This is a genomic window from Mesorhizobium sp. YM1C-6-2, from assembly GCF_003666685.1.
GTDB lineage: Bacteria > Pseudomonadota > Alphaproteobacteria > Rhizobiales > Rhizobiaceae > Mesorhizobium_K.
In genome coordinates, this window is sequence record NZ_RCIZ01000006.1 from 17237 (window position 1) to 37812 (window position 20576).

12 protein-coding genes and 1 pseudogene are annotated in these 20576 nt (G+C 68.0%); 5 read left to right on the forward strand and 8 right to left on the reverse strand.

Going from position 1 to position 20576, the window contains the following annotated elements; all coding sequences use genetic code 11:
• Positions 1–291 precede the first annotated feature (291 nt).
• The gene (locus D8676_RS16055) at positions 292–1836 is read left to right on the forward strand and encodes a hypothetical protein (RefSeq protein WP_121582101.1); all 1545 of its coding nucleotides are present in this window, start codon (positions 292–294) and stop codon (positions 1834–1836) included.
• 24 nt (positions 1837–1860) lie between these two features.
• Here the strand turns inward: D8676_RS16055 and D8676_RS16060 are convergent, their stop codons facing one another.
• Genes D8676_RS16060 through D8676_RS16075 form a run of 4 tightly spaced genes read right to left on the reverse strand, consistent with a single transcriptional unit; the run spans position 1861 to position 10575 of the window.
• Positions 1861–5088, reverse strand: a complete 3228-nt coding sequence (locus D8676_RS16060; protein ID WP_121582102.1) for a WD40 repeat domain-containing protein — start codon at positions 5086–5088, stop codon at positions 1861–1863.
• Positions 5085–7814, reverse strand: coding sequence for a hypothetical protein (locus tag D8676_RS16065; RefSeq protein WP_121582103.1), 2730 nt, complete (start codon positions 7812–7814; stop codon positions 5085–5087). The genes D8676_RS16060 and D8676_RS16065 overlap by 4 nt, the downstream gene beginning before the upstream one ends.
• A gap of 3 nt (positions 7815–7817) precedes the next feature.
• Positions 7818–8894, reverse strand: coding sequence for a MoxR family ATPase (locus D8676_RS16070; RefSeq protein WP_183097122.1), 1077 nt, complete (start codon positions 8892–8894; stop codon positions 7818–7820).
• A 19-nt stretch (positions 8895–8913) separates the two neighbouring features.
• Positions 8914–10575: a serine protease gene (locus D8676_RS16075; RefSeq protein WP_121582105.1), complete on the reverse strand. Its 1662-nt coding sequence runs from the start codon at positions 10573–10575 to the stop codon at positions 8914–8916.
• A 308-nt stretch (positions 10576–10883) separates the two neighbouring features.
• Between D8676_RS16075 and D8676_RS16080 the strand changes: the two genes are divergently transcribed.
• The 4 genes and pseudogenes from D8676_RS16080 (at position 10884) to D8676_RS16095 (ending at position 16039) form a co-directional block, all read left to right on the forward strand.
• On the forward strand, positions 10884–13160 hold the full coding sequence (locus D8676_RS16080) for a DNA/RNA non-specific endonuclease (RefSeq protein WP_121582106.1): 2277 nt from the start codon (positions 10884–10886) through the stop codon (positions 13158–13160).
• A gap of 98 nt (positions 13161–13258) precedes the next feature.
• Complete coding sequence (locus D8676_RS16085; protein ID WP_121582107.1) at positions 13259–14095, forward strand: alpha/beta hydrolase; 837 nt, start codon at positions 13259–13261, stop codon at positions 14093–14095.
• 164 nt (positions 14096–14259) lie between these two features.
• Positions 14260–14895, forward strand: a pseudogene (locus tag D8676_RS16090) (FecR domain-containing protein); the annotation flags it as partial.
• Between the two features lie 337 nt (positions 14896–15232).
• The gene (locus D8676_RS16095) at positions 15233–16039 is read left to right on the forward strand and encodes a FecR domain-containing protein (RefSeq protein ID WP_121582109.1); all 807 of its coding nucleotides are present in this window, start codon (positions 15233–15235) and stop codon (positions 16037–16039) included.
• 101 nt (positions 16040–16140) lie between these two features.
• Here D8676_RS16095 and D8676_RS16100 read toward each other — a convergent pair whose 3' ends face one another.
• The 4 genes from D8676_RS16100 to D8676_RS16115 form a co-directional block, all read right to left on the reverse strand.
• Entirely contained in the window at positions 16141–17337 is a 1197-nt protein-coding gene (locus tag D8676_RS16100) for a CoA transferase (RefSeq protein WP_121582110.1), read from the reverse strand.
• Entirely contained in the window at positions 17330–18853 is a 1524-nt protein-coding gene (locus D8676_RS16105; protein WP_121582111.1) for a tripartite tricarboxylate transporter permease, read from the reverse strand. The genes D8676_RS16100 and D8676_RS16105 overlap by 8 nt, the downstream gene beginning before the upstream one ends.
• Before the next feature lie 3 nt (positions 18854–18856).
• Positions 18857–19393: a tripartite tricarboxylate transporter TctB family protein gene (locus D8676_RS16110; RefSeq protein ID WP_121582112.1), complete on the reverse strand. Its 537-nt coding sequence runs from the start codon at positions 19391–19393 to the stop codon at positions 18857–18859.
• A gap of 105 nt (positions 19394–19498) precedes the next feature.
• Positions 19499–20467, reverse strand: a complete 969-nt coding sequence (locus D8676_RS16115; RefSeq protein ID WP_121582113.1) for a tripartite tricarboxylate transporter substrate-binding protein — start codon at positions 20465–20467, stop codon at positions 19499–19501.
• Positions 20468–20576 lie beyond the last annotated feature (109 nt).

Genomic DNA, 20576 nt, shown 5'->3' on the forward strand with positions numbered 1-20576 from the left:
CTACAATGCGCGCCGCAATATTTGACAAGACAAGTCTGCTTGTGTTCCGCTGCTTCAGCATTTCTAACATAGACGCCGTCTGATCGAAATCGAAAAACACGCGCGGCCCGAAAGGTTCGTTCGATGCCGATTACGGGAGGGGATATGTCTTTGAGAATGCTTTGGAATCTGCGCCTTTGCTTATGCGGTGCGGGCGCTCTTCCGTTATTGTTCCTCGCCGCTCTGGTTTCGGCCCCCGCAAGTTTTGCGCAGTCGCCGGTTCCCGACACGTTTCTTGCGGAACCGAAGCCCGTGCGCGTCGGTCTTAATCTCGGGATCGACGCCGAGCCCTTCATTATCGGCATGGATGGACGCAACGCGACGACTGGGCCCATCCAGCTCGCTGCCCCCGTCATCGGCCCGCTGCTCAGCGTGGAGGGCGACGTTTCCACCCAGGCCGCAACGCGCCGGCCAGTCAAACTGCGCGACAATGGCTGCAGCGGCGTGATCCAGCCCGGCCAGTCCTGCGCCATCTCGCTGGCGCTGCCGCCCGATCTCGGCGCTGGGCGCTACATGATCGACGTGATGTTGCCCGGGGTGGGCGGCGGTCAGTCGACGCGCACCATCCCGATCCATGTGCGCGCATCGCCCTGGCTCGCCGGCCTGGTGATCGCCATCGGCGTGGCGCTCGGCGCGCTCGTCACCGACTGGCGCACCGCGGCGCGGCCGGTGACCGGCCGGCGCATCGAGGCGGCGAGCCTGCGCGAGAACGCCAGGAAGCTCGCCGGAGCAAGCGCCCAGCCCTCCGTGCAGGCGCGGGCGCGCGAACTGGTGCGCGACTTAAGGGCCGCCGACGCCGACATCATCGCCGGCAAGGACATCGCGGCGTTGCTGGCCGATCGCCAGCAGCGGTTCGAGATCCTGCACCGGTGCGAGCGGTTGCTCAATGCGGCGGCCGCTCCGCAGGGCGAAACGGAAAACATCTTCCGGCCGCCGGCGAGACGGCTAACCGCCACGCTCGATGCGGTCGACTGGAAGGCCGAGGACATCGACGCAGCGGGCAGGGCGCTCGCTGCGGAACTCGCCGGCTTCCAGCGCCTCCACGATGCGGCCGCGGCCTACAATGCGGTGGCGCTGCGCCTGTCTGCGGGTGTCGCCCGCTGCCGGAAGTCGCAGGCGATCCAGAAGGATTGGAGGGATGCCGCCGACCTGCGCGAACGCGCCTTCGGGGAGATGACAGGCACGCCGCCGGCCGGCACGACAGAGGTCGCCAGGCGCGCCGCCGAGCTCGAAGCCGCCACGGCCAAGCTCGCCGGCCAGGCCGGCGCCATCGGCGACGCCGCGCTGGAGGAGTTGCAGGCAGCGATTGCCGAGAAACTGGCGGCTAGCAAGCCGGCCGCATCGGCACGGACGGCGCTTGAAGATATGGCGCGTCAGGCGAAGGTGCTGGCCGCCGCACCGCAGGGCGCCCAGGCGAAACTCGATGCCGCCGTGGCGCTGTGGGCGGATTTCGACAGGCTCTCGCCGGCGCTGGAAACCGCTGAAGCCGCCGTGGCCGGTCCGGCAATCCCCAAAATCCTGCCCGACGACAGCGGACTGCGATACGAATGGGAAATGGAGACGTTCCAGCCAGCCGTCGGCGCTTCGGCTGCTGCGCTGCAGCGATCGCTCAGGCGCTGGAACTGGATCACCAGTCTGGTGACGCTCGCCGGCATCGCCGCCGTCGGCGTTCTCGTGCTCTGGGTGCCCAATACGGCGTGGGGGACGGTGCAGGACGTGATCCTCGCCCTGCTCGGCGGGGCGGGAACCCGGCTTGCCATCGGCACCCTGGCTGCGCCGGGGGCTCCGCAGGCCTGAGCGCTTCGGGAACGCCTGCCGCTCTCAGTTGGCCATGGCCGGGGGCGGCTCCGCTCCGACCGCGTCGGGATTTTCGCAATCGAAGAAATTCCGCTGCAACACTGGATAGGTGCACCACGTCCTGAGGTCGCGGGCGTAGGCGCCGGGGAAAGCCGCCTGGACGCGCGGCAACGCCACGTTGCGGGCCTCCTCAGTGTCGAATTCGAAGACGCCGCGGAAGAAGCCTTGCCGGCGATAGATCCGTCCATCCGGGAATCCCGCATCGGCAGCGCGGTCGCGCGCATCGAGAGCCTCGCCGAGCGATGTCCGCGCGTTGTAAACGATGAGATGGCGGAACGTTGGATTGCTGATCCCGCCCCTGGCGCCCTGTTCGACCATCAACGCATAGGGGGAATCGTCCAGCGGCTGCGGCTCAAGCTTCGTTCTTTCCGGTCCGGACGGGAGCGCCGCGAACGGAAAGCCATGCATGAATTTTGTCCAGGCGATGCTGGTGACGCGCAGCCGGCCGTCGATGCTGGCCGTTGCAAGCCTCTCGCCGTCCGGCGACAGCGCCATCGCGGTGAGCGGCGCGCCGTGGCCGGATATCTCGACCGTTTCGGCGACCGTCGGGCCTGTGGTCGTGACGGGTTCCGGCTGATCCGCCTGCCCGCCCGAGAGGCTGGCCGATAGGGTGGTCAGGTCGTTTATCGACACCGTGCCGTCGGCTGCTGCCGTGACGATCGAGGCGCCGTCCGGCGAGATTTCATACTGGAGGGCAGGGGCCGGCAGGGCCAGGCGCCGCAGACGGTATCCGGCCTCGCCGGCGTCCCCGTCGAGACGCGCCAGATAGAGTTCGCCGCCGCGGCCGCCGACCACCAGCGCGCGCCCGTCCGCCGACAGGCGCAGTGCGTTGTCGGCCATCGCCGGCATGGGGCCGTTCGCGGTCGGCGATTCCTCTTCGCGGAACAGCGAGATGTTGCCGCGGCCGCCCAGCGTGGCGATGCGGCTGCCGTCGAGGCTGCTCACCCAGCCGGTCGCATTCGCCGCCGCTTCCAGGGCGCCGACCTCGGCGCCGCTGTCGATGTCGATGATGCGGTAGCCGGCTTCGCCGTCGCGCCTGAGAAAACGGTCCCCGTTGGGGAGGAACCCTTCGCGGCCCGCATCGGCGCGAGAGCCGGAATCGTAGGTCGTGCTGCGCGCGTTGCGCAGCGAATAGGTGTGGATGCGAAGCGTGTCGGTGGTCGAGGCGCGCAACCGCTTGCCGCTCCCGTCGAAGGCTAGCCGGCCGAGGTTCTGCGGCCCGTCGAGAAGCGTGAGTTCGCCGCCGTCCTCGGCCGAGTGGATGACGATCTGGCCGCTCGTCTCCGCCACCGCCACCAGCGAGCCGTCCGGGCTGATAGCGGCTTCGATGCCGGTGTCCCGATACTGGCTGAGGGTGATCGCCTGGTCCGGTGTCGCGACGTCCTGGATCGAGATGGTTCCGTCGCCCGAAACGGCGACGAACCTTCGGCCGGCGCGATCGAAGGCGAAACTGACGATAGGCAGCGGAAGGCTTGTGAAGCTGGCGGCGACGGCGAGGTTGGGCGGCGCGCTTACTGCTTCACTGGAACCGACCGTCACCAGTTCGACCACCTGCCTTTCCGCGTTGAAGGCAACGAAGCTCTTGCCGTCTGGCAGCAGGGCGGCCGAGCCGCCATAAGCGACGGCGCTGCGCCAGGCAAAGGCTCCCGACGGGTCGAGGGCGAGCAGCCTGATGCCGTTCGCATCCTGGCCAAGGATGCGGCTCCCGTCGCTGCTCATCGAAAACAGGCTGGCCCAGGTGCCGCCATCGTTTGCCGCCCGCTCGCGGACCCATGTCGAGCCGGGCGTCGTCACGTCGACGGTCGAATAGTCGCCGAGCGAGATGAGCTGGTTTGCCTGGCTCACGGAATATCGCCAGACTTTGATCGTCCGGTCCTCGGCGCGGGTGGCGAACAGAACGCCGCCGTCGCGCGGCTGCGCCGCGACGACGATCTCGGCGATCGCCGCCCTGTGCCGGCCGATGTTGCGGATATAGGTTTCGGGACTGGCGCCGGAGATCTGCTGCGACGCGTCGATGGCAAACACGTTGCCGCCGCCGTCGCCTGCTATCACCGTATCGGTGCCGGGCAGGGCGGCCAGCGCGCGGACGTCCTCGACGCCATATATCTCGCCGACCAGCGTTCCGGTCGTCTGCTTGAGATCGCGAAACAGCGAGAGGCCGTAGCGTGGCGGCGCGCCAGATGTAGCAGGATAGGCGGGTGGCGGCTCCAGCGGAGCGTTTTCTCCTTTCGTCTGTTCGTCGGTGGGCTGCTGGATCTGTTGCTGCTGCGCCTGCTGCCGTTGCTGTTGCTGCTGGGGTGCGGCCTGGTTCGCTGTGGTGAGATCAATGTTGAGGGACGTGCTTCTGGTGGCTGCCACAAGGTCGGATACGCGTAGCCCTGCACCTCCGCCATTTTCGGCCGCTTGGCTGTTGACGCCGACCGTTTGGCCGACCACCGCAGAGCCATTGTTCGCTTCGACCGCCGCGAACAGACCGCCTTCGGCACTCAACCGGCCGGGGACGAGTCGGGTCGCGCCATAGGCGACGAGCAATCCGTTCGCGCCGGGATTGCGGCGGTCCTGATAGACGGCGATCGGCGCCTCGTCCTGCAGGAAATCGAAGGTCTGGACAGGGTTTGCCCCGTCGGTGTCCGTCAAGCCGATATCGCCCGGCGACAGGATTTCATCCACCGTGCCGTCGGTGGATATCCGTTTCGCGCTGCCTGAGCGCGTCCCGGCATAGAGCGCGCCGTCAACGGGCGACCAGTGCAGCACTGTCACCTCATCCATGCTGCCGTCGGTGAGACGCAAGCTTTCGTCATAGGCGACGTGCGTCCGTCCGAGCCAGATCTGCAGCACCAGGGCGGCCACGATGGGGATCGCCAGCAGGGCGGCGGGCAGCGCCAGCCGGGGCAGCAGCGTGGCCAGAGCCGGCGGCAGCCAGGGCGTCCGCGCCGCGCCTGCCCGCCCTGCCGCTTGCCTCGCTGGTTGTTGCCTGGGCCTGACGGCGGCCTCGGGCGTAGTGTTGCCCGTCGTCGCCTTGTCTTCCGGTCGTTGAGATGTAGCCTCCAGCGTCGCCTCGGAGGCGGTCTCCCTAACTGGTTCATCGGCCGCTTCCGCCGGCTGGCTGGGCGAGGCCTCAGGCGTCTCGCTGGCCGTTCTCGCCTCCGGCTGTTCCTGCTCGCGCCGGGCTTCGCTGAGCGGCTCGGTCATCGCGCCGCCTCCGCAAATGCGAACGCCGTCTCGTCAGGCAGTCTCAGGCGACTGCGCCGGCGCAGCAGGAGATAGGCGACGGCGACCACGGCGGTCACAGCCAGATAGAGGAGCAGCGGCAGCCAGGCGCCCTGGGCATGCGGCGTGTCGGCCGGCCGCGGCCACAGCCACCACGCGGCAAGGCACCAGGCGAGCACGCCGGCTATGACGAGCCCCCGCACGGTCAGCGCGCGCCGCATATGCGGTCCGAAGATGCGCTCGAAGGCGTCGCCCTTGACCTGGGGCGCATTCTCGTCGCGCATCATCAGGTCGGCCATCACCGCATCGGGCGGCACGTCCAGCCCCTCCGTCTCCGGCCGCCAGACGGGCAGCCGCGCCTCCGGCGGCAGCGCGACGCCATCCGGCAGCACCGGCCTGCCGTTCAGCATGGCGTCGACGGCGGCGCGAATGTCGCCGCGCTCCTCCTCGGGCAGGGCGTCGAGCAGCGCCTTGCGCAGCCAGGGCGGCATGTAGCCGGAACGGAACCAGGGCAGCAGCGTCAGTTGCGCAAGCAGTTTTTCGCTGAACAGCGGTACCTCGACGCCGTAATGCGCCGTGATCTTGAGGCCGAGATAGACGGTCACGCCGAAGCGCAGTTGCGGATAGACGGCGCAGGCGGCGAGCCAATGGAAGCCGCGCGGTCCGAGCCAGCGGTGTAGTTCGAGCAGCAGCGCCCTTACATCCGCGTCGGGTGGCGGCGCATCGGAGCGCAGGAACGGATCGTCGAAGCGCACGGCGGGCGGGCGGGCGGCCACGCTGTCGGCCATGCCGAGCCTGCGCTCGGTCTCGACCAGCCAGGAGACGACGCGCTGGATCATGCCCTTCTCGCCGCCGGGCAGGCGCGACGCCGCGACCGGGCGCGGCAGCGGCTTCGGCTGGTCGCCGAAGGCAGTGGCGAGGTCGCGGAAGCCGTCGGGGGTGGCGCGCCCGACGAGGCCGCCAAGCGCGTCGGCGATGTTCATCTCGCGCTCGCCCCATTCGGCCATCGGCACCGGCGTCAGCAGCATGCGCGCCGGCCATTTCGCCAGTTCCTCCGCCACGAAGGCCAGCGGCTTCAGCGTGAAATAGTCGACCAGCTCGGTGCCGTCGGTGACCAGTACCAGCCGCGCCTCGGGATGGCGTTCGCGCAGGCCCCTGAGGTCGAAGGACGGCGTAAAGGTCTCGTCGGTCCGGCGTGGCATCAGGCTGCGCGGATCGGGGTCGTAGTCGTAGGCCTGCACCGACAGGCCGCCGCGCGCCAGCGCGTCGATGAAGCGGCTCACCCGGTCGCGCTCGTGGTCGTCGAGCCGCCGCCTCGGCACCAGGAAGACATATTCGGCGAGCCGCCGCCGCCGCCGCATCACCGGCGTCAGGAAGCCGCCGCGCGCCAGCGTAGCGCGGATGCTCCTTTCGCCGTGTATCCGCCGCCCGGCGACGGGTTCGCGCCAGGCGATCTGGCGGGCGAGCCTGCGCTCGGGGGCAGGGGCCGACACCACCAGCCCGTCGAGCGGCAGCTCGATCGGCGCTCCGCGCGCGCCGGACTCCGGATTGGTCAGGCTTGCCCGGACTGCGGGTCGGTAGGTTGCCGCGGCGATCGCCAGCGCCGGCAGCAGCGGCAGGAAGGCAAGCCAGGGCAGCCATGTCGGCCAGGTCTGCGCGACAGGCGCGCGCGCCGCCTCGGCGGCGCCATCGGAGTTGAACAGGCCCAGTCGCCCACGCAGGAACTCGTCCTCCGAGGTGTTGCGCTCCAGCGACCGAGGCGCCACCGGCCGGCCGGTTTCCAGCGTCGCGAAGGCCGAGGCATATTGCGTCAGGCCCTGTGTGCCGGCGGCGTTGCGGCGAAGCGGCGTGTCGGGGTCTTCCGGCCAGCGCTCCAGCATGGCGGTCAGGAAGGTCTCGGCGTCGGCGATGAAGTCCGACTCGCCGGCATAGATCTGCGCCAGCGCGCGCGGGGTGATCGAGCCGTTGTGCTGGTCGACCGCGGCGACGGTGACGGCAAGCGCGGCGCGGTAGTCGTCGCCGGTCGGGTCGTCGGGGTTCGTGTCGGGAGAGAAGTCGGTGCGCTGGCGCACCTGGCTTTCGCCCCCGATGTCGGGGCGGAGATTGACGCAGCCCGGATCCGTGCAGTCGGACGCGATCGGATTCCACCATCGGTCCCATGCCGCGCCGAGCCCGAGCGGCCAGGCCATGCCCAGCGCGATCAGCACCACCGCTGCCAGCGCCAGCAGCCGCGCGCGCCAGCCTTCGAGCGCGAAGCGCAGCCGCTCCAGCTTTTCGGCGAGCTGCAGCCGCCATGCTGGAACAGGTGGAGGTTCCGGCTTCGGCGGAGGCGGCTTGAACAGTCCGAACCGGAACGGCTCCTGCACGGGGGGCGGATCGATCGGCGGGTCGAACGTGCCCGGCAGGCCTGCGTCGAGCGCCAGCGAGAGCGCCGCGGCGCTCTCGCGCGTCTCGGCCAGCACCGGCGTCAGGTAGCGCAGCCACAGATCCTTGGCGCTTTCGCCCTCCGAGTGACGCCATCCGCCCGAGGCGTTCAGCCCGAGAATGGTGACGACGGTATCCACCCGCTGGCTTGGCGACACGTGCTGCAGCGCTTCGGCCATGCCACCCAGCGACCGCTCGTCCTCGTAGCGCCGGAAGAGCTCCATCAGGCCTTCCGCGGTCGGCACGAAGCGGTAGCTGCCGCCATGAGCCGCTGTGGCGTCCATCGTTCAGCCCGTTGCCGCCAGCCGGGTGACCGCGCCGTCGATCAGGCCGGTGAGCAGGTTGCGGTCGTTGCGCAGCTTGGCGAGCGCCGGCGCGACCAGCGGCAGGCGCTCGGCGAGCGGCGGCGAGGGCAGGCTGCGCGGATAGGCGAGCAGCGTCGCCGCGTCGATCGCCTCGGAGATGCCCGGCCGCTTGTCGAGGCGCATGTCGCGGAACTCCGCGAGCAGGCCGAGCAGGATCTCGCCGTCGGCGGCCGGCAGGTCGTAGCCGCTGGGGTCGCTGGGGTCGTCCGGATTCTTCGAGGGCAGGCGCTTGCGCAGCCCGCTCGCCACGATCTGCATCAGCGTCGCGTCGTCGGGGAAGGCGATCTCGTGGAAGACGCAGCGCCTGAGGAAGGCGTCGGGCAACTGCCGCTCCTCGTTGGAGGTCACCACCACGATCGGCCGCCTGTCGGCCGAAATGCCGCCCGGCGTCCCCGGGTCGGCGTGGCCGCTGCCGCGCCGCGACAGTTCCGGCACGCGGAAGGCGAGGTCCTCGATCTCGCGCAGGAGATCGTTGGGGAAGTCGCGCGAGGCCTTGTCGATCTCGTCGAGGATGATCACCGAACGGCTCGGCCTGCCCGGATGCTTGTAGGCGCCGCGCGGGTTGAGCAGGTGCCCGACCTCGTTGACCTCGTGCGCATCGAGGATCGCCTTGCCGAGCGCCTGGAACTCGATGTAGTCGGCGGCGTCCGACTGCGCTTCCTCAGGCGCCCGAGCGATTCCCGCGGTCTGCGCCTCGCGGAAGCGGCCGATCGCGTCGTAGCTGTAGAACAGGTCGCGCGCCTCCGAGTTCGACTTGGTCGAGAAGAAATGCACGCGCGGGATGCCCATGCGCCGGGCGATCGCATAGCCGAGCTCGGTCTTGCCGCAGCCGGGCTCTCCCGACACCAGCAGCGGGCGGCCGAGCCCGATCGCCACGTCGATTGCGGCGATGAGCTCCTTGGTCAGGATGTAGTTGCGTCCCTTGGACGGCACCGGGCGACCGTTCTCCTCGATCTCGACGATGTCGCCGCCGTCCTGCGGGAAGCTGTTGAACCACATCGGCCGTCCCCTTTTTTCGCTACCGTCCCATTCTCTCGACATAGGGCCGCACGATCGGCATCAGCGCGCCCTCCGCCTGCAACATCGGCACGCGCATGCCGCCGGGCAATGCCGCGTCCACGCCGGTCTGTATGGTGTCCTGGTCGACCTTCAGCGCCGTCTGCATGGCGTCGCACCAGCTGCCTAGATCGAAGCTGTTGATGTCGACGAGCGCGATGCAGACGCCGCAGCCGGGCGGCCTCTCCTCCGTCGTCCAGGTCTTGCACAGGATGTCGCGCCGCGCCTTGTACCGGTCCGGCTTTCCAGGCTCCGTCTTGTCGCTGTAGACCACGAAGATCTGCATGCGGTCGGGCTTGATCTTCGCTTCGACCAGCTTCTTGGCGAGCGCCAGCATCAGCCCGCGGTCGCGTTCCGGATCGCAGTCCTCAATGAACACGGCGGCCTCCAGTATGACGCGCCGGCGCGACTGCAAATGTTCCTTCAGGTCGGCCATGATCATGCCGAGTGCGGCGCTCGCCGGGAAGGATTTGCCGGGCCAGCGCAGGCTGGCCTTCGCCCAGGGCTGCTCGCCGGCGGCGCCCGCCGCGCCGAGCAGGGCCGCCTCGCGTTTGCGCCGCGCGTCGCCGCCGAGCTTCTCCAGCGACAGATGCGCCAGCCGGTCGAGGAAGTTCTGGTGGCTGTCGACATGGCGGCAGGCGATCAGGTGGACGATGCCCGGGTTCTCCTGGTCGCGATACCAGTTGATCAAATTCTCCGGATCGTCCCGGTCCATCAGCATCCTGGCCGCCCGCAGCCTGCGCTGGACTTCCGCCTCGGCAACCGTGATGCCGCGCAGTTCGGCAGTCGGCCTGCGCACCGCCTTGCGGCGGGGGGGCGGCGCCTTGCCGACCAGATGGCCGAAATTGTTGAGCCGCATGTGGCGGGCTATGGCGACGACCGGGATCGCCTGGTTCCACGCCGCCGGCTTGCCCGGCTCCGCCTTCTGGCCGGCCTGGTGCAGCGCGATGAAATTGTATTCCAGGTCGAAGCAGGCGCCGCCCGACGAGCCGCCGAAGGTGGTGGCGTCGTGGCGCAGCCGCATGTCGGTGTCGAGCAGCTTCAGCACCTTGCCGCGGCTGCGCTTCAGCGGCTGCGCGGTCTTGTTGTCGGGGCCGGCCGGATGCTGCCAGATCCAGATCGGCGAATTCAGCTCCGGCAGGCCGAGCGCATCGGGGATCGTGAGCCAGCTGCGCTGCGGCGCTTCGGCGTCGGCGGGGTCGTCGACGCCCTGGTCGCCCACCGGTTCGGCGAGGCGGACGATCGCGTAGTCGAGGAAGTCGGCCTCGAACCCGGTCTCCTCGCCGGTCTGGTCCTTGTCGCTGTAGCGGCTCTTCGGCAGGTTCTCGCTCCAGTTCGCGGCGAGCCCGACCGAGCGCCCTTCGGACAGCTCGCCGAACAGCAGGTTCTGCTTGTAGTTGAAGCGGCAGCGCGCAAGCCCGGAATTCTCCGGCTTGGCGTAGAGAAGCTCCAGCACATGGTAATTGGTCAGCACGAGATCGGCGCCGACGAGTATCCCGGTGCCGAATTTGCCGCAGCCGTCCTCGATCGCACACACCCAGTTGTTGCGGTCGGTCTGCTGCACGAGCGGTTCGTCGGCATCCTTGATCAGCGATCTGGGATCGACGGCGCCTTCAAGAGCCATGGCTTCACCCGGGCAGTTCAACCGGCAAGCATTATGGCGGCAGTCCGGTCCGCCTGCAATATTGGAACGGAAAAGGGCAAGGTCTCTCCTCCTCAATATTCGGGAATGGACGCCACGACATAAACATATCGATTGATTCCGTCCGATGTCGCGGCTTCAAAAAACTGCAACCCGGAGATATTATGATGCCGGCGGCAGTCGAAATTCGTAATACTTGATGATTTCATTAACAGGTTGGACCGCGGTTCTTGGCCGACGCCAGATGGCATCCGGCGAAACCGCAAGCGGCATTCCGCGAGGAGGCGGCAATGGTGCAGGAAAATTCCGAACGGCTGAAGAAATACCTCGACATGATCTCCCGCCGCGAGGGCGGAATCGAGGGGGTCATGCACAAGCTCGGGGCAGGCCGCCGGCCGCGCGAGGAAGGCGCGGAGGGTCCGGCGCCCGCCCGACCCAGGACGGGTGCAGCACCGGCGCGGCCCAAGGCAGGTGCGAAGCCGGTGACGGCCGCCCTAGAGTCGGCGGCGCGCGGCAAACCCATTCCGCCGCAGGACCACGAGCTGCTCGAAGCGATAATCTTCGAGGATATCAGGCCGGCAATCGACATCGTCGACGGCGCTTTCACCGTCACCCATCCCTTGTGGACACAGCTTTCCGGTGATGCGGCGACCAGGACGCGCATCGAGGCGGCCATCCCGTTGGTCGGCCGCATCGAGCTTCCCGGCAACACGCGCATCCCCTATGGCGGTACCGGTTTCGTCGTCGGGCCCGGCCTCGTCATGACCAACCGGCACGTCGCCGAGATCTTTGCCGAGGGGCTGGGCGACAGGCGGCTGTCGTTCCGGACGGGCGCTGCCGCCGGCATCGACCTGAAGCGCGAGCATGGCCGGCCTGCTGGCACTGTGCTTGTCGTGCGCAAGGTGGTGATGATCCATCCCTATTGGGACATGGCGCTGCTCGCCGTCGACGGATTGCCCGCCGGCAAATCGCTGACGCTCGGTCTTGATGACGCCCGCGAGCTGGCGGGCCGGGACATCTTCATCGTCGGCTATCCGGCCTTCGACCCGCGCAACCCGGTTGACGTCCAGGACGCCGTCTTCGACGGGCGCTACGGCGTCAAGAAGCTGCAGCCCGGCCAGTTGCAGGGCGGCGTCGACACGTCGAGCTTCGGCAAGCTGGTGCCGGCGGCCACCCATGACGTGTCGACGCTCGGCGGCAATTCGGGATCGGCGATGTTTGACCTCGCCACGGGCGAGGTGCTCGGCCTGCATTTCGGCGGCCGCTTCCACGAGCGCAACTACGCGGTGCCTGCCGCCGCGCTTTCGCGCGACGATCGCGTCATCGCCGCCGACGTCACCTTTGCCGGCAAGCCCCCCGGCGGCCAGACCGAATGGTCGGGCTGGTGGCTGCGCGCCGATAGCGCCGAGGGGCCAGCAAGCGGGGACAATGGCGCCGCGCCGTCGACAGGCTCGGCGTCTCCTGCAGCCGCCCCCGTATCGGCTGGCCTGTCCATCTCGGCCCAGGGCGGCAGCGTCGTCATCGACGTGCCCCTGCGCATCACCATTTCGCTGGGTTCGGCGACGCCGGTCACCGTGCAGGCCGCCGCCGGCGAGGCCATCACCGAAGCGATGCGCGAGCCGGATCACGACACCGACTACTCGACGCGCAAGGGCTACGATCCCGGCTTCCTCAACGATCCCGCGCAGAAGCTTGCGAAGCTCAGTGTTCCGATGCCCAAGGCGGCCAGCGCCAAGGTGCTGGCGAAGACACGCGACGGCGACACCATCCTGCACTACCAGAACTTCTCGCTGTCCATGCACGGCGAGCGGCGGCTGGCGCTCTTCACTGCCTGCAACGTCACCAAGGCGCCGGAGCTGAAGAAGCCGGAGCCGGGCAGGGATTATACGCGCCGCGGCCTTTCGGGCCTCGGTGCGAACGACCAGGAGCGCTGGTTCATCGATCCGCGCCTCGACGAGAAGCTGCAACTGCCCGATGTATTCTTCACCAAGGACCGCAAGGCTTTCGACAAGGGCCATATCGTGCGCCGCGACGACGTCGCCTGGGGCCGCAGCTATGACGAGCTGAAGCGCGCCAATGGCGACAGCTACCACGTCACCAATTGCTCGCCGCAGGTCGGCGGCTTCAACCGCTCGGCCGACGGCACCGACAATTGGGGCGACCTGGAGAACCACGTCCTGTCGGAAGCCGCGAACGAGCGGCTCTGCGTCTTTGCCGGCCCGGTCCTCAATCCGGACGACACGGTCTTCGTCGGCGCCGGCGGCGAGGGGGCGAAGCTGCGCGCCAGGATCCCCGAGCGCTACTGGAAGGTCATCGTCTCGCGCGTCGACGAAGGGCTCGCCGCCTACGGTTTCGTGCTCGAGCAGGATCTCGCCGATGTCGATTTCGAGTTCCAGGTGCCGTTGGAGTTCATCCCGGCTCTGGTGCCGCTATCCGAGATCGAGAGGATCGCCGGCGTGCGTTTCGATCGCGCGCTGAACCAGGCCGACCAGTTCGCCTCTCTGCGCGGCGACGAGGTGGTGATGCGCCAGGGCGTCAGGCGCAAGACCAGGATCGGGGCGAAATAGGTAGTCCGTCTCCAACAGCCGGCTGTCCGAGGGGTGCTGGATCGAAGGCCTCGACATGGCATACTCGCCGCGTCGATCTGATCGAAAGGATATGACTTATGGGTTTCATCACAACGAAGGACGGCACTGAGATCTACTACAAGGACTGGGGTCCGAAGGATGCCCAGCCCATCCACTTCCATCACGGCTGGCCCTTGTCGGCGGACGACTGGGACAACCAGATGCTGTTCTTCCTGCACAAGGGTTTTCGCGTCGTCGCGCATGACCGACGCGGTCACGGCCGCTCGTCGCAGGGCGACAGCGGTCACGACATGGACCACTACGCGGCCGACGCCTCGGCCGTCGTCGAGCATCTCGACCTCAGGAACTCGGTCCATATCGGCCATTCCACCGGCGGCGGGCAGGTCGCCCGTTATGTCGCCAAACACGGCGAGCCGCAGGGCCGCGTCGCCAAGGCGGTGCTGGTGAGCGCGGTGCCGCCGCTCATGGTCAAGACCGACAGGAATCCAGGCGGCCTGCCGATCGACGTGTTCGACGGTCTGCGCAAGGCGTTGGCCGACAACCGCGCGCAATTCTTCCTCGATCTGCCGAGCGGCCCGTTCTATGGCTACAACCGGCCCGGCGCGAAGGTCGACCAGGGCGTCATCCGGAACTGGTGGCGTCAGGGCATGATGGGCGGCGCGAAGGCCCATTACGACGGCATCAAGGCCTTTTCGGAAACCGACCAGACCGAGGATTTGAAGGCGATCTCGGTGCCGACGCTCGTCATGCATGGCGACGACGACCAGATCGTGCCCTATGCGAATTCGGCGCCGCTGTCGTCGAAGCTGCTGAAGAACGGCACGCTCAAGACCTATCCGGGCTTTCCGCACGGCATGCTGACCACGCATGCCGACATCCTCAACGCCGACCTGCTCGCCTTCATCAAGGGTTGAGCAAGCCGAAGCCCGTCTGCCGGATGGCGGGCGGGCTCTCGTCGGGTCTCCAGCCGGTCCGGTTTGAATCCGTCAGGTAACGGAACTTAAACCGCCAGACATAAACGCGTTACAGCTCTCCAAATAGGTTCCCGGCCATCGAGTCAGGACCTAGGAGGGTTTCCATGAAGTCACTGCTGAGAACAGCAGCCGCAGCGACCGCAATCGTTTCCTCGGCGTTTCCCGCCGCTTCGCAGGAACAGGTCGGGCAGGCGACGCTGATCAGGACCTCGGTCGCGGGCGACACTGGTCCGCTTGCCGTCCGCTCGCCTGTCCACCGCGACGAGCGCATCCGCACGTCCCAGAACGGTCTCGGTGAGTTCCTGTTTCGCGACGGCACCAAATTCGCCGTGGGTGGCAATTCCTCGGTCGTCGTCGACCGTTTCGTCTACGATGGGTCCAAGTCCTTCGACAAGCTGACGCTTAATGCGGCCCGCGGCTCGTTCCGCTGGATCAGCGGCAAATCGAAGTCGGAAGCCTACGAGATCGTGACGCCGGCCGGCACCATCGGCATCCGCGGCACCAGGCTCGACATCTTCGTCGGCCCCGATGGCCTCACGTCGGTCGTCCTGCTGAGCGGCGCTGCGCGTTTCTGCGGCTCCAACGGCTGCCAGGATTTGCGCCGCCGCTGCGACGTCGTCGTCGCCACGCCGGGCGGCGGCGTCAGTGGTGCGTCGCGCGTCAACCAGGACATCTTCGCCACGGTCGGAACCGACGCTGCATTCCCCTTCCTGTCCGGCCGGCAGCGCCTCTCCAGCGGCTTCCGCAGCGCCTTCGGCGGCAGCTGCGGACTTTCCAACGCGTCGTCCACGCAGGGCAAGGAGCGCGGCGGCGGAAACAATCCCTCGCCACGCGGCAGAAGCAGTGATGACGGTGGTGGCGGTTGCGGCTACTGCAACTAGCAACTCTCGAAAACAAGCCGGCGCGTCGAACGACGCGCCGGTTTGTGCTCCCTCTGATCGGGCCGGCGGGCGGTAGCCCCGACCGGCCCATCTTGTTAGAAAGACCAGGGTAACGTAACGTAAGGCGCCTGAAATAATGAGGTTACGAGGACGCCTGACAAAAATTCAGCATACCAATCTGACCAGGGAGGGCTCCATGAGGTCACTGCTGAGAAGGGCATCTGCAGCCATTGCGTTCATCATAATTCCTACGGCATTTCCCGCCGCGGCGCAGGAACAGGTCGGCCAGGCGACGCTGATCAGGACCGCCGTTTCCGGCGGTTCAGGTCCGCTCTCCGTGCGCTCGCCCGTCTATCGCGACGAGCGCATCCGAACGTCCAGGAGCGGACTGGGCGAGTTCACCTTCCGCGACGGCACCAAATTCGCCGTAGGCGGCAACTCCTCCGTCGTCATCGACCGCTTCGTCTATGACGGTTCCAAGACCTTCAACAAGCTGACGCTCAGCGCGGCCCGTGGCTCGTTCCGCTGGATCAGCGGCAAGTCGAGATCGGATGCCTACCAGATCGTGACACCGGCCGGCACGATCGGCATCCGCGGCACGCGGTTCGACGTCTTCGTCGGCCCCGGCGGCGTTACCGCTGTCGTGCTCCTGTCCGGATCGGCGACGTTCTGCGGCTCCAACGGCTGCCGCGAACTGAAGCGCCGCTGCGATGTCGTCGTAGCCACGCCTGGCGGCGGCGTCAGCGATCCTGCCCGCGTCGATCCCGCCATCTTCCAGACGGTCGGAACCGACGCGGCATTTCCTTTCCTGTCGGGTCGCCAGCAGCTCTCCCGCAGCTTCTATGGCGGCGGGAGTGCAAGCTGCGGTCTTTCCAAATCTTCGCCGAGCAAGGAGTCGGGAAACCAGGGCGCGCGCAATGCGCAGCGGTCCCAGAGCAGTCCAAGCGGACCGGATCCCGGCGAGGGCTGCGAAGGCGGCAGCCAGCGGGCTAGTCGCGACTGACGCTTGATTGGTTCGGAAAGCCGGCGCGTCGAAAGGCGTGCCGGCTTCCTGTCGCCGGATGGCAGGCTATCTGATCTGCCGGCGCACATCCCATGCAGTGCTCAGGTCGGCTTCTTTCTGCTGGCCACGCTGTCCAGCACCTCCTGCGAATGCTCGCCGAGTTTCGGCGGCGGCGAGCCGGGCAGGGGGGCCTGCCCGTCGACCAGGAAGCCGCCGCGGACCACGGTCAGCGTCTTGTCCTCCGGCAACACGCCGGCGAAGCGCTTCGTCATGGCGCGCTCCGCGACCTGCGGTTCCTTCAGCACCTCGGGAACCGTCAGCACCCTACCAGCCGGCACGCCGGCGCGGTTCAACGTCTCCTCCCACACCGAGGCCGGCCGCACCGCCAGCGCTTCCTCGATCGCGGCCTTGAGCTCTGCCCGGTTCCTCTTGCGCGCCTCGCGTTCGGCGAAGCGCGGGTCTTCGGCGAGTTCCGGCCGGCCGATCAGCCGGCAGAGCGTCTCGAACTGCTCCTGCTTGTTCGCCGCGATGTTGAGCAGCCCGTCGCCGGTGCGAAAGGCGCCGGAGGGCGCGGCGGTCATGTTCTCGTTGCCCATCGGCTTCGGCTCGACGCCTGCCGTCAGGAAATTCGACACCGGCCAGCCCATCGCCGACAGCGTGGATTCGAGCATCGACACGTCGAGGAACGCGCCTTCGCCCGACGTCTTCTGCCTCAGCAGCGCCGACACGATGGCGAAGGCGCCGGCCAGCCCACCGATCGTGTCGCAGACCGGATAGCCGACGCGCAGCGGCGCGACGTCACCCGTGCCGGTGATGCTCATCACGCCTGACAGGCCCTGGATGATCTGGTCGTAGGCAGGATTGTCGCGCATCGGCCCGGTCTGGCCGAAGCCGGAGATCGCGCAATAGACGAGCCCCGGCCGCACCGCCTTGAGCTGCTCGTAGCCGAGACCCAGCCGCGCCATCACGCCGGGGCGGAAATTCTCGACCAGCGCGTCGGCCGTCGCGACCAGATCGAGGAAGCGCTCGCAGTCGGCATTGTCCTTCAGGTCCAGCGTTACCGAGCGTTTTCCCGCATTCTGCGCCAGGAAGGAGGCGCCCATGCCGGCCCGGTTCAGCTCGGGCGAGGCGCCGAGCTGGCGCGCGAGGTCGCCGCCCGCCGGCTGCTCGACCTTGATGACGTCGGCGCCGAGCAGCGCGAGCTGGTAGGCGCAGTAAGGTCCCGCAAGCACGTTGGTCAGGTCGAGCACGCGGATGCCGGCAAGCAGGCCGTTTGCTGCGGGCGTCTCGTCAGGCATCGCCGGGTATCGGCTCCTGTCCGCGCAGCCGGCGCTGCTCGATGACCTTCCATATGCGCGGCGCGACCAGCGCGGCCAGGGCGAGCAGCAACAGGGTCAGCGACAGCGGATGCGTGAAGAACACCGTCCAGTCGCCGTTGGCGATGGTCATGGCGCGGCGGAACTGCGCCTCGGCCAGCGGCCCGAGGATCATGCCGATGATGACCGGTGCGGTCGGGAAATCGAAGCGCCGCATCAGGAAGCCGATGCCGCCCAGGATGTAGAGCAGCACGAGATCGATGGGCGACTGCGAGATGCCGTAGCTGCCGACGGTGGCGAAGACGAGGATGCCGGCATAGAGCTGCGGCGCCGGTATCTTCAACAGCCGCACCCACAGCCCGATCAGCGGCAGGTTGAGCACGACGAGCAGCACGTTGGCGATGAACAGCGAGGCGATCAGGCCCCACACCAGGTTCGCCTGGGTGGTCAGGAGCAGCGGCCCAGGCTGGATGCCGTAGCTCTGGAAGGCCGAAAGCATGATCGCCGCCGTCGCCGAGGTCGGCAGGCCGAGGGTGAGCATCGGCACCAGCACGCCGGCGGCCGACGCGTTGTTCGCCGCCTCCGGCCCGGCGACGCCCTCGATGGCGCCGGTCGTGCCGAATTCCTCCTTGTGCTTCGACAGCTTCTTCTCCGCCGCATAGGACAGGAAGGTCGGGATTTCCGCGCCGCCGGCCGGCAGCGCGCCGATCGGGAAGCCGATGAGGGCGCCGCGGAGCCACGCCTTCCACGAGCGCGCCCATTCCTGCGCCGTCATGTAGAGCGAGCCCTTCAGCGGCACGATCTCGTCCCTCCCGGCGTAACGGCGCGAGGCGACGTAGAGCGTCTCGCCGACTGCGAAGAGGCCGACCGCCACGATGACGACGCTAACCCCGTCGAGCAGTTCCGTCAGCCCGAAAGTGAAGCGCGGCTGGCCGGTCTGGATGTCGACGCCGATCATGCCGAGGAAGAAACCCAGGAAGAGCGAGGAGAGGCCGCGCACCGAGGAGGAGCCGAGCACCGCCGACACCATGACGAAGGACAGCACCATCAGCGAAAAATACTCCGCCGGGCCGAAGGCCAGCGCGAAGCTGACCACCACCGGCGCCAGGAAGGTGACGCCGAGCGTGCCGATGGTACCGGCGACGAAGGAGCCGATCGCAGCCGTCGCAAGCGCGGCCCCGCCGCGCCCCGAGCGTGCCATGCGGTTGCCCTCGAGCGCCGTCACGATGGTTGCGCTCTCGCCCGGCGTGTTGAGCAGGATCGAGGTCGTCGAGCCACCATACATGGCGCCGTAATAGATGCCGGCGAAGAGGATGAACGAGGCTTCAGGGGCGACCTGGTAGGTGATCGGCAGGAGCAGCGCGATGGTCAGCGCCGGCCCGAGCCCCGGCAGCACGCCGATCGCGGTGCCGAGCGTCGTGCCGACCAGGCACCACAGCAGGTTGGTCGGCGTGAAGGCGACCGCGAAACCGTTGGCGAGGGAGGCGAGCGTGTCCATCTGTCAGTTCCTCAGGCCGAGCACTGCATCGACGACGACGTTCAGCGTGTTTTCGATGTAGCCCGCCCCGATGTTGACCCCGAGTGCGCGGGCGAAGCCGAAATAGGCGGCGAGCGCCAGCACCAGCGCGATCAGCGCGTCGCGCAGCGGGTGCCGGCTGCCGAAGCCGAAGCAGACCAGCACGAACATCACCACCGAGGCCGCGGTGAAGCCGAGCGGCTGGATCAGCGCCGCATTGGCGACCAGCCCCGCCACCACGAAACCCATCGCCTTCCAGTCGGTCGGCGTCTCCTTTTCTTCCTCCGGCTGCCAGCCGCCGCGCGCCGCCGCGACGATCAGCAACAGGGCGAGCACGGCCAGGCCGGCCGTGGTCATGTAGGGGAAGACCGTCGGCCCGACTTTGGAATACATGGGCGACACGGGGATCGCCAAGGTCTGCCAGAGCGTCACCGCCGCGCAGGCGAGCAGGCCGAGCCCGATCATCAGTTCCGGCATCGCCAAGCGCTGCTGCGGAGGCGCGTAATCGTCGTCGCTGGTCATCTCGTCCCCTCCGAGGCTGCCGGCCTGTCGTCGCCGGCTTTTCTTCGCCGGATGGCCGGCGAGGGCGGCCTTGGTCCGGCCGCCCGGGTGACGTCGCCCGGCCGGCTAGGCGAGGCCGAGATCCTTGAGGATCGCCTCGATCCGCTGGGTGTCCTCCGCCAGGAATTTGCCGAAGTCGTCGCCGGTAAGCAGGATCGGCGTCCAGTTTCGGTTCTTCAGCTCGGTCTTCCAGGCTTCGCTTTCCGCCATCTTGCCGACCAGCGCGATCATCGCGGCCTTGTCCTCGTCGGTGACGCCCGGCGGCGCGAACACGGCGCGCCAGTTGAACAGTTCGACGTCGATGCCGGCTTCCTTCATCGTCGGCGCGTCGATGCCTTCCTGGCGCACGTCCGAGGAGATGGCGAGGAGCCGCAGCGCGCCTGCCTTCACCTGCTCGGCGAACTCGCCATAACCCGAGATGCCGGCCGCCACCTGGTTGCCGAGCAGCGCGGCAAGGGCCTCGCCGCCACCGGCGAACGGCACGTAGGAGAGGTTTGTCGCCGGCACGCCGACCGTCTTGGCAATCAGGCCGAACAATATGTGGTCGGAGCCTCCGGCCGAGCCGCCGGCGACCGGAACCTTGGTCGGGTCGGCCTTCAGCGCGGCGACGAAATCCCCGGCGGTCTGGAACGGCGAGGCGGCGGGCACGACCAGCGCCTCGAACTCGCCGGTCAGCCGTGCGATCGGCGTCACTTCGGAAAGGTTGTTGGCGGCCTTGTTGGCGATGATCGCGCCGACCATCACCATGCCGCCCACCATCAGCGCGTTCGGCCGGCCCTTCCACTGGTTGATGAATTGCGGCAGGCCGACGGTGCCGCCGGCGCCGGGAACGTTGGTCACCTGCGCGCCCGAGATCAGCTTCTCCGCGCGCAGCACCTGGTCCATGGTGCGTGCCGTCTGGTCCCAGCCGCCGCCGGGTGCCGCCGGCACGAAAAGCTGGATCTGCGGAGCGTCCTGCGCCAGCGCGGCAAAGGGGAAGGCCGCCGCGAGCCCGGCTGCCGCCGTCGTCGCCAGGAATTCTCGTCTGTTGAGCATCAGATTTCCTCCAAATCCGCACCCTTCAGGGTGCCTGCCATCAACGGGGCCGTCTGCGGGCCGTTCCAAACATTGCAGGGATTTTGGAAGGAGTCACCTCGAAAGGCGC

What these genes read in the sequence shown, in the direction of transcription:
- D8676_RS16060 (WP_121582102.1), bottom strand. Translation starts at nt 5,088, where the DNA reads ATGACCGAGCCGCTCAGCGAAGCCCGGCGCGAGCAGGAACAGCCGGAG.
- D8676_RS16070 (WP_183097122.1), bottom strand. Translation starts at nt 8,894, where the DNA reads ATGTGGTTCAACAGCTTCCCGCAGGACGGCGGCGACATCGTCGAGATC.
- D8676_RS16100 (WP_121582110.1), bottom strand. Translation starts at nt 17,337, where the DNA reads ATGCCTGACGAGACGCCCGCAGCAAACGGCCTGCTTGCCGGCATCCGC.
- D8676_RS16115 (WP_121582113.1), bottom strand. Translation starts at nt 20,467, where the DNA reads ATGCTCAACAGACGAGAATTCCTGGCGACGACGGCGGCAGCCGGGCTC.
- D8676_RS16080 (WP_121582106.1), top strand. Translation starts at nt 10,884, where the DNA reads ATGGTGCAGGAAAATTCCGAACGGCTGAAGAAATACCTCGACATGATC.
- D8676_RS16105 (WP_121582111.1), bottom strand. Translation starts at nt 18,853, where the DNA reads ATGGACACGCTCGCCTCCCTCGCCAACGGTTTCGCGGTCGCCTTCACG.
- D8676_RS16075 (WP_121582105.1), bottom strand. Translation starts at nt 10,575, where the DNA reads ATGGCTCTTGAAGGCGCCGTCGATCCCAGATCGCTGATCAAGGATGCC.
- D8676_RS16085 (WP_121582107.1), top strand. Translation starts at nt 13,259, where the DNA reads ATGGGTTTCATCACAACGAAGGACGGCACTGAGATCTACTACAAGGAC.
- D8676_RS16095 (WP_121582109.1), top strand. Translation starts at nt 15,233, where the DNA reads ATGAGGTCACTGCTGAGAAGGGCATCTGCAGCCATTGCGTTCATCATA.
- D8676_RS16065 (WP_121582103.1), bottom strand. Translation starts at nt 7,814, where the DNA reads ATGGACGCCACAGCGGCTCATGGCGGCAGCTACCGCTTCGTGCCGACC.
- D8676_RS16110 (WP_121582112.1), bottom strand. Translation starts at nt 19,393, where the DNA reads ATGACCAGCGACGACGATTACGCGCCTCCGCAGCAGCGCTTGGCGATG.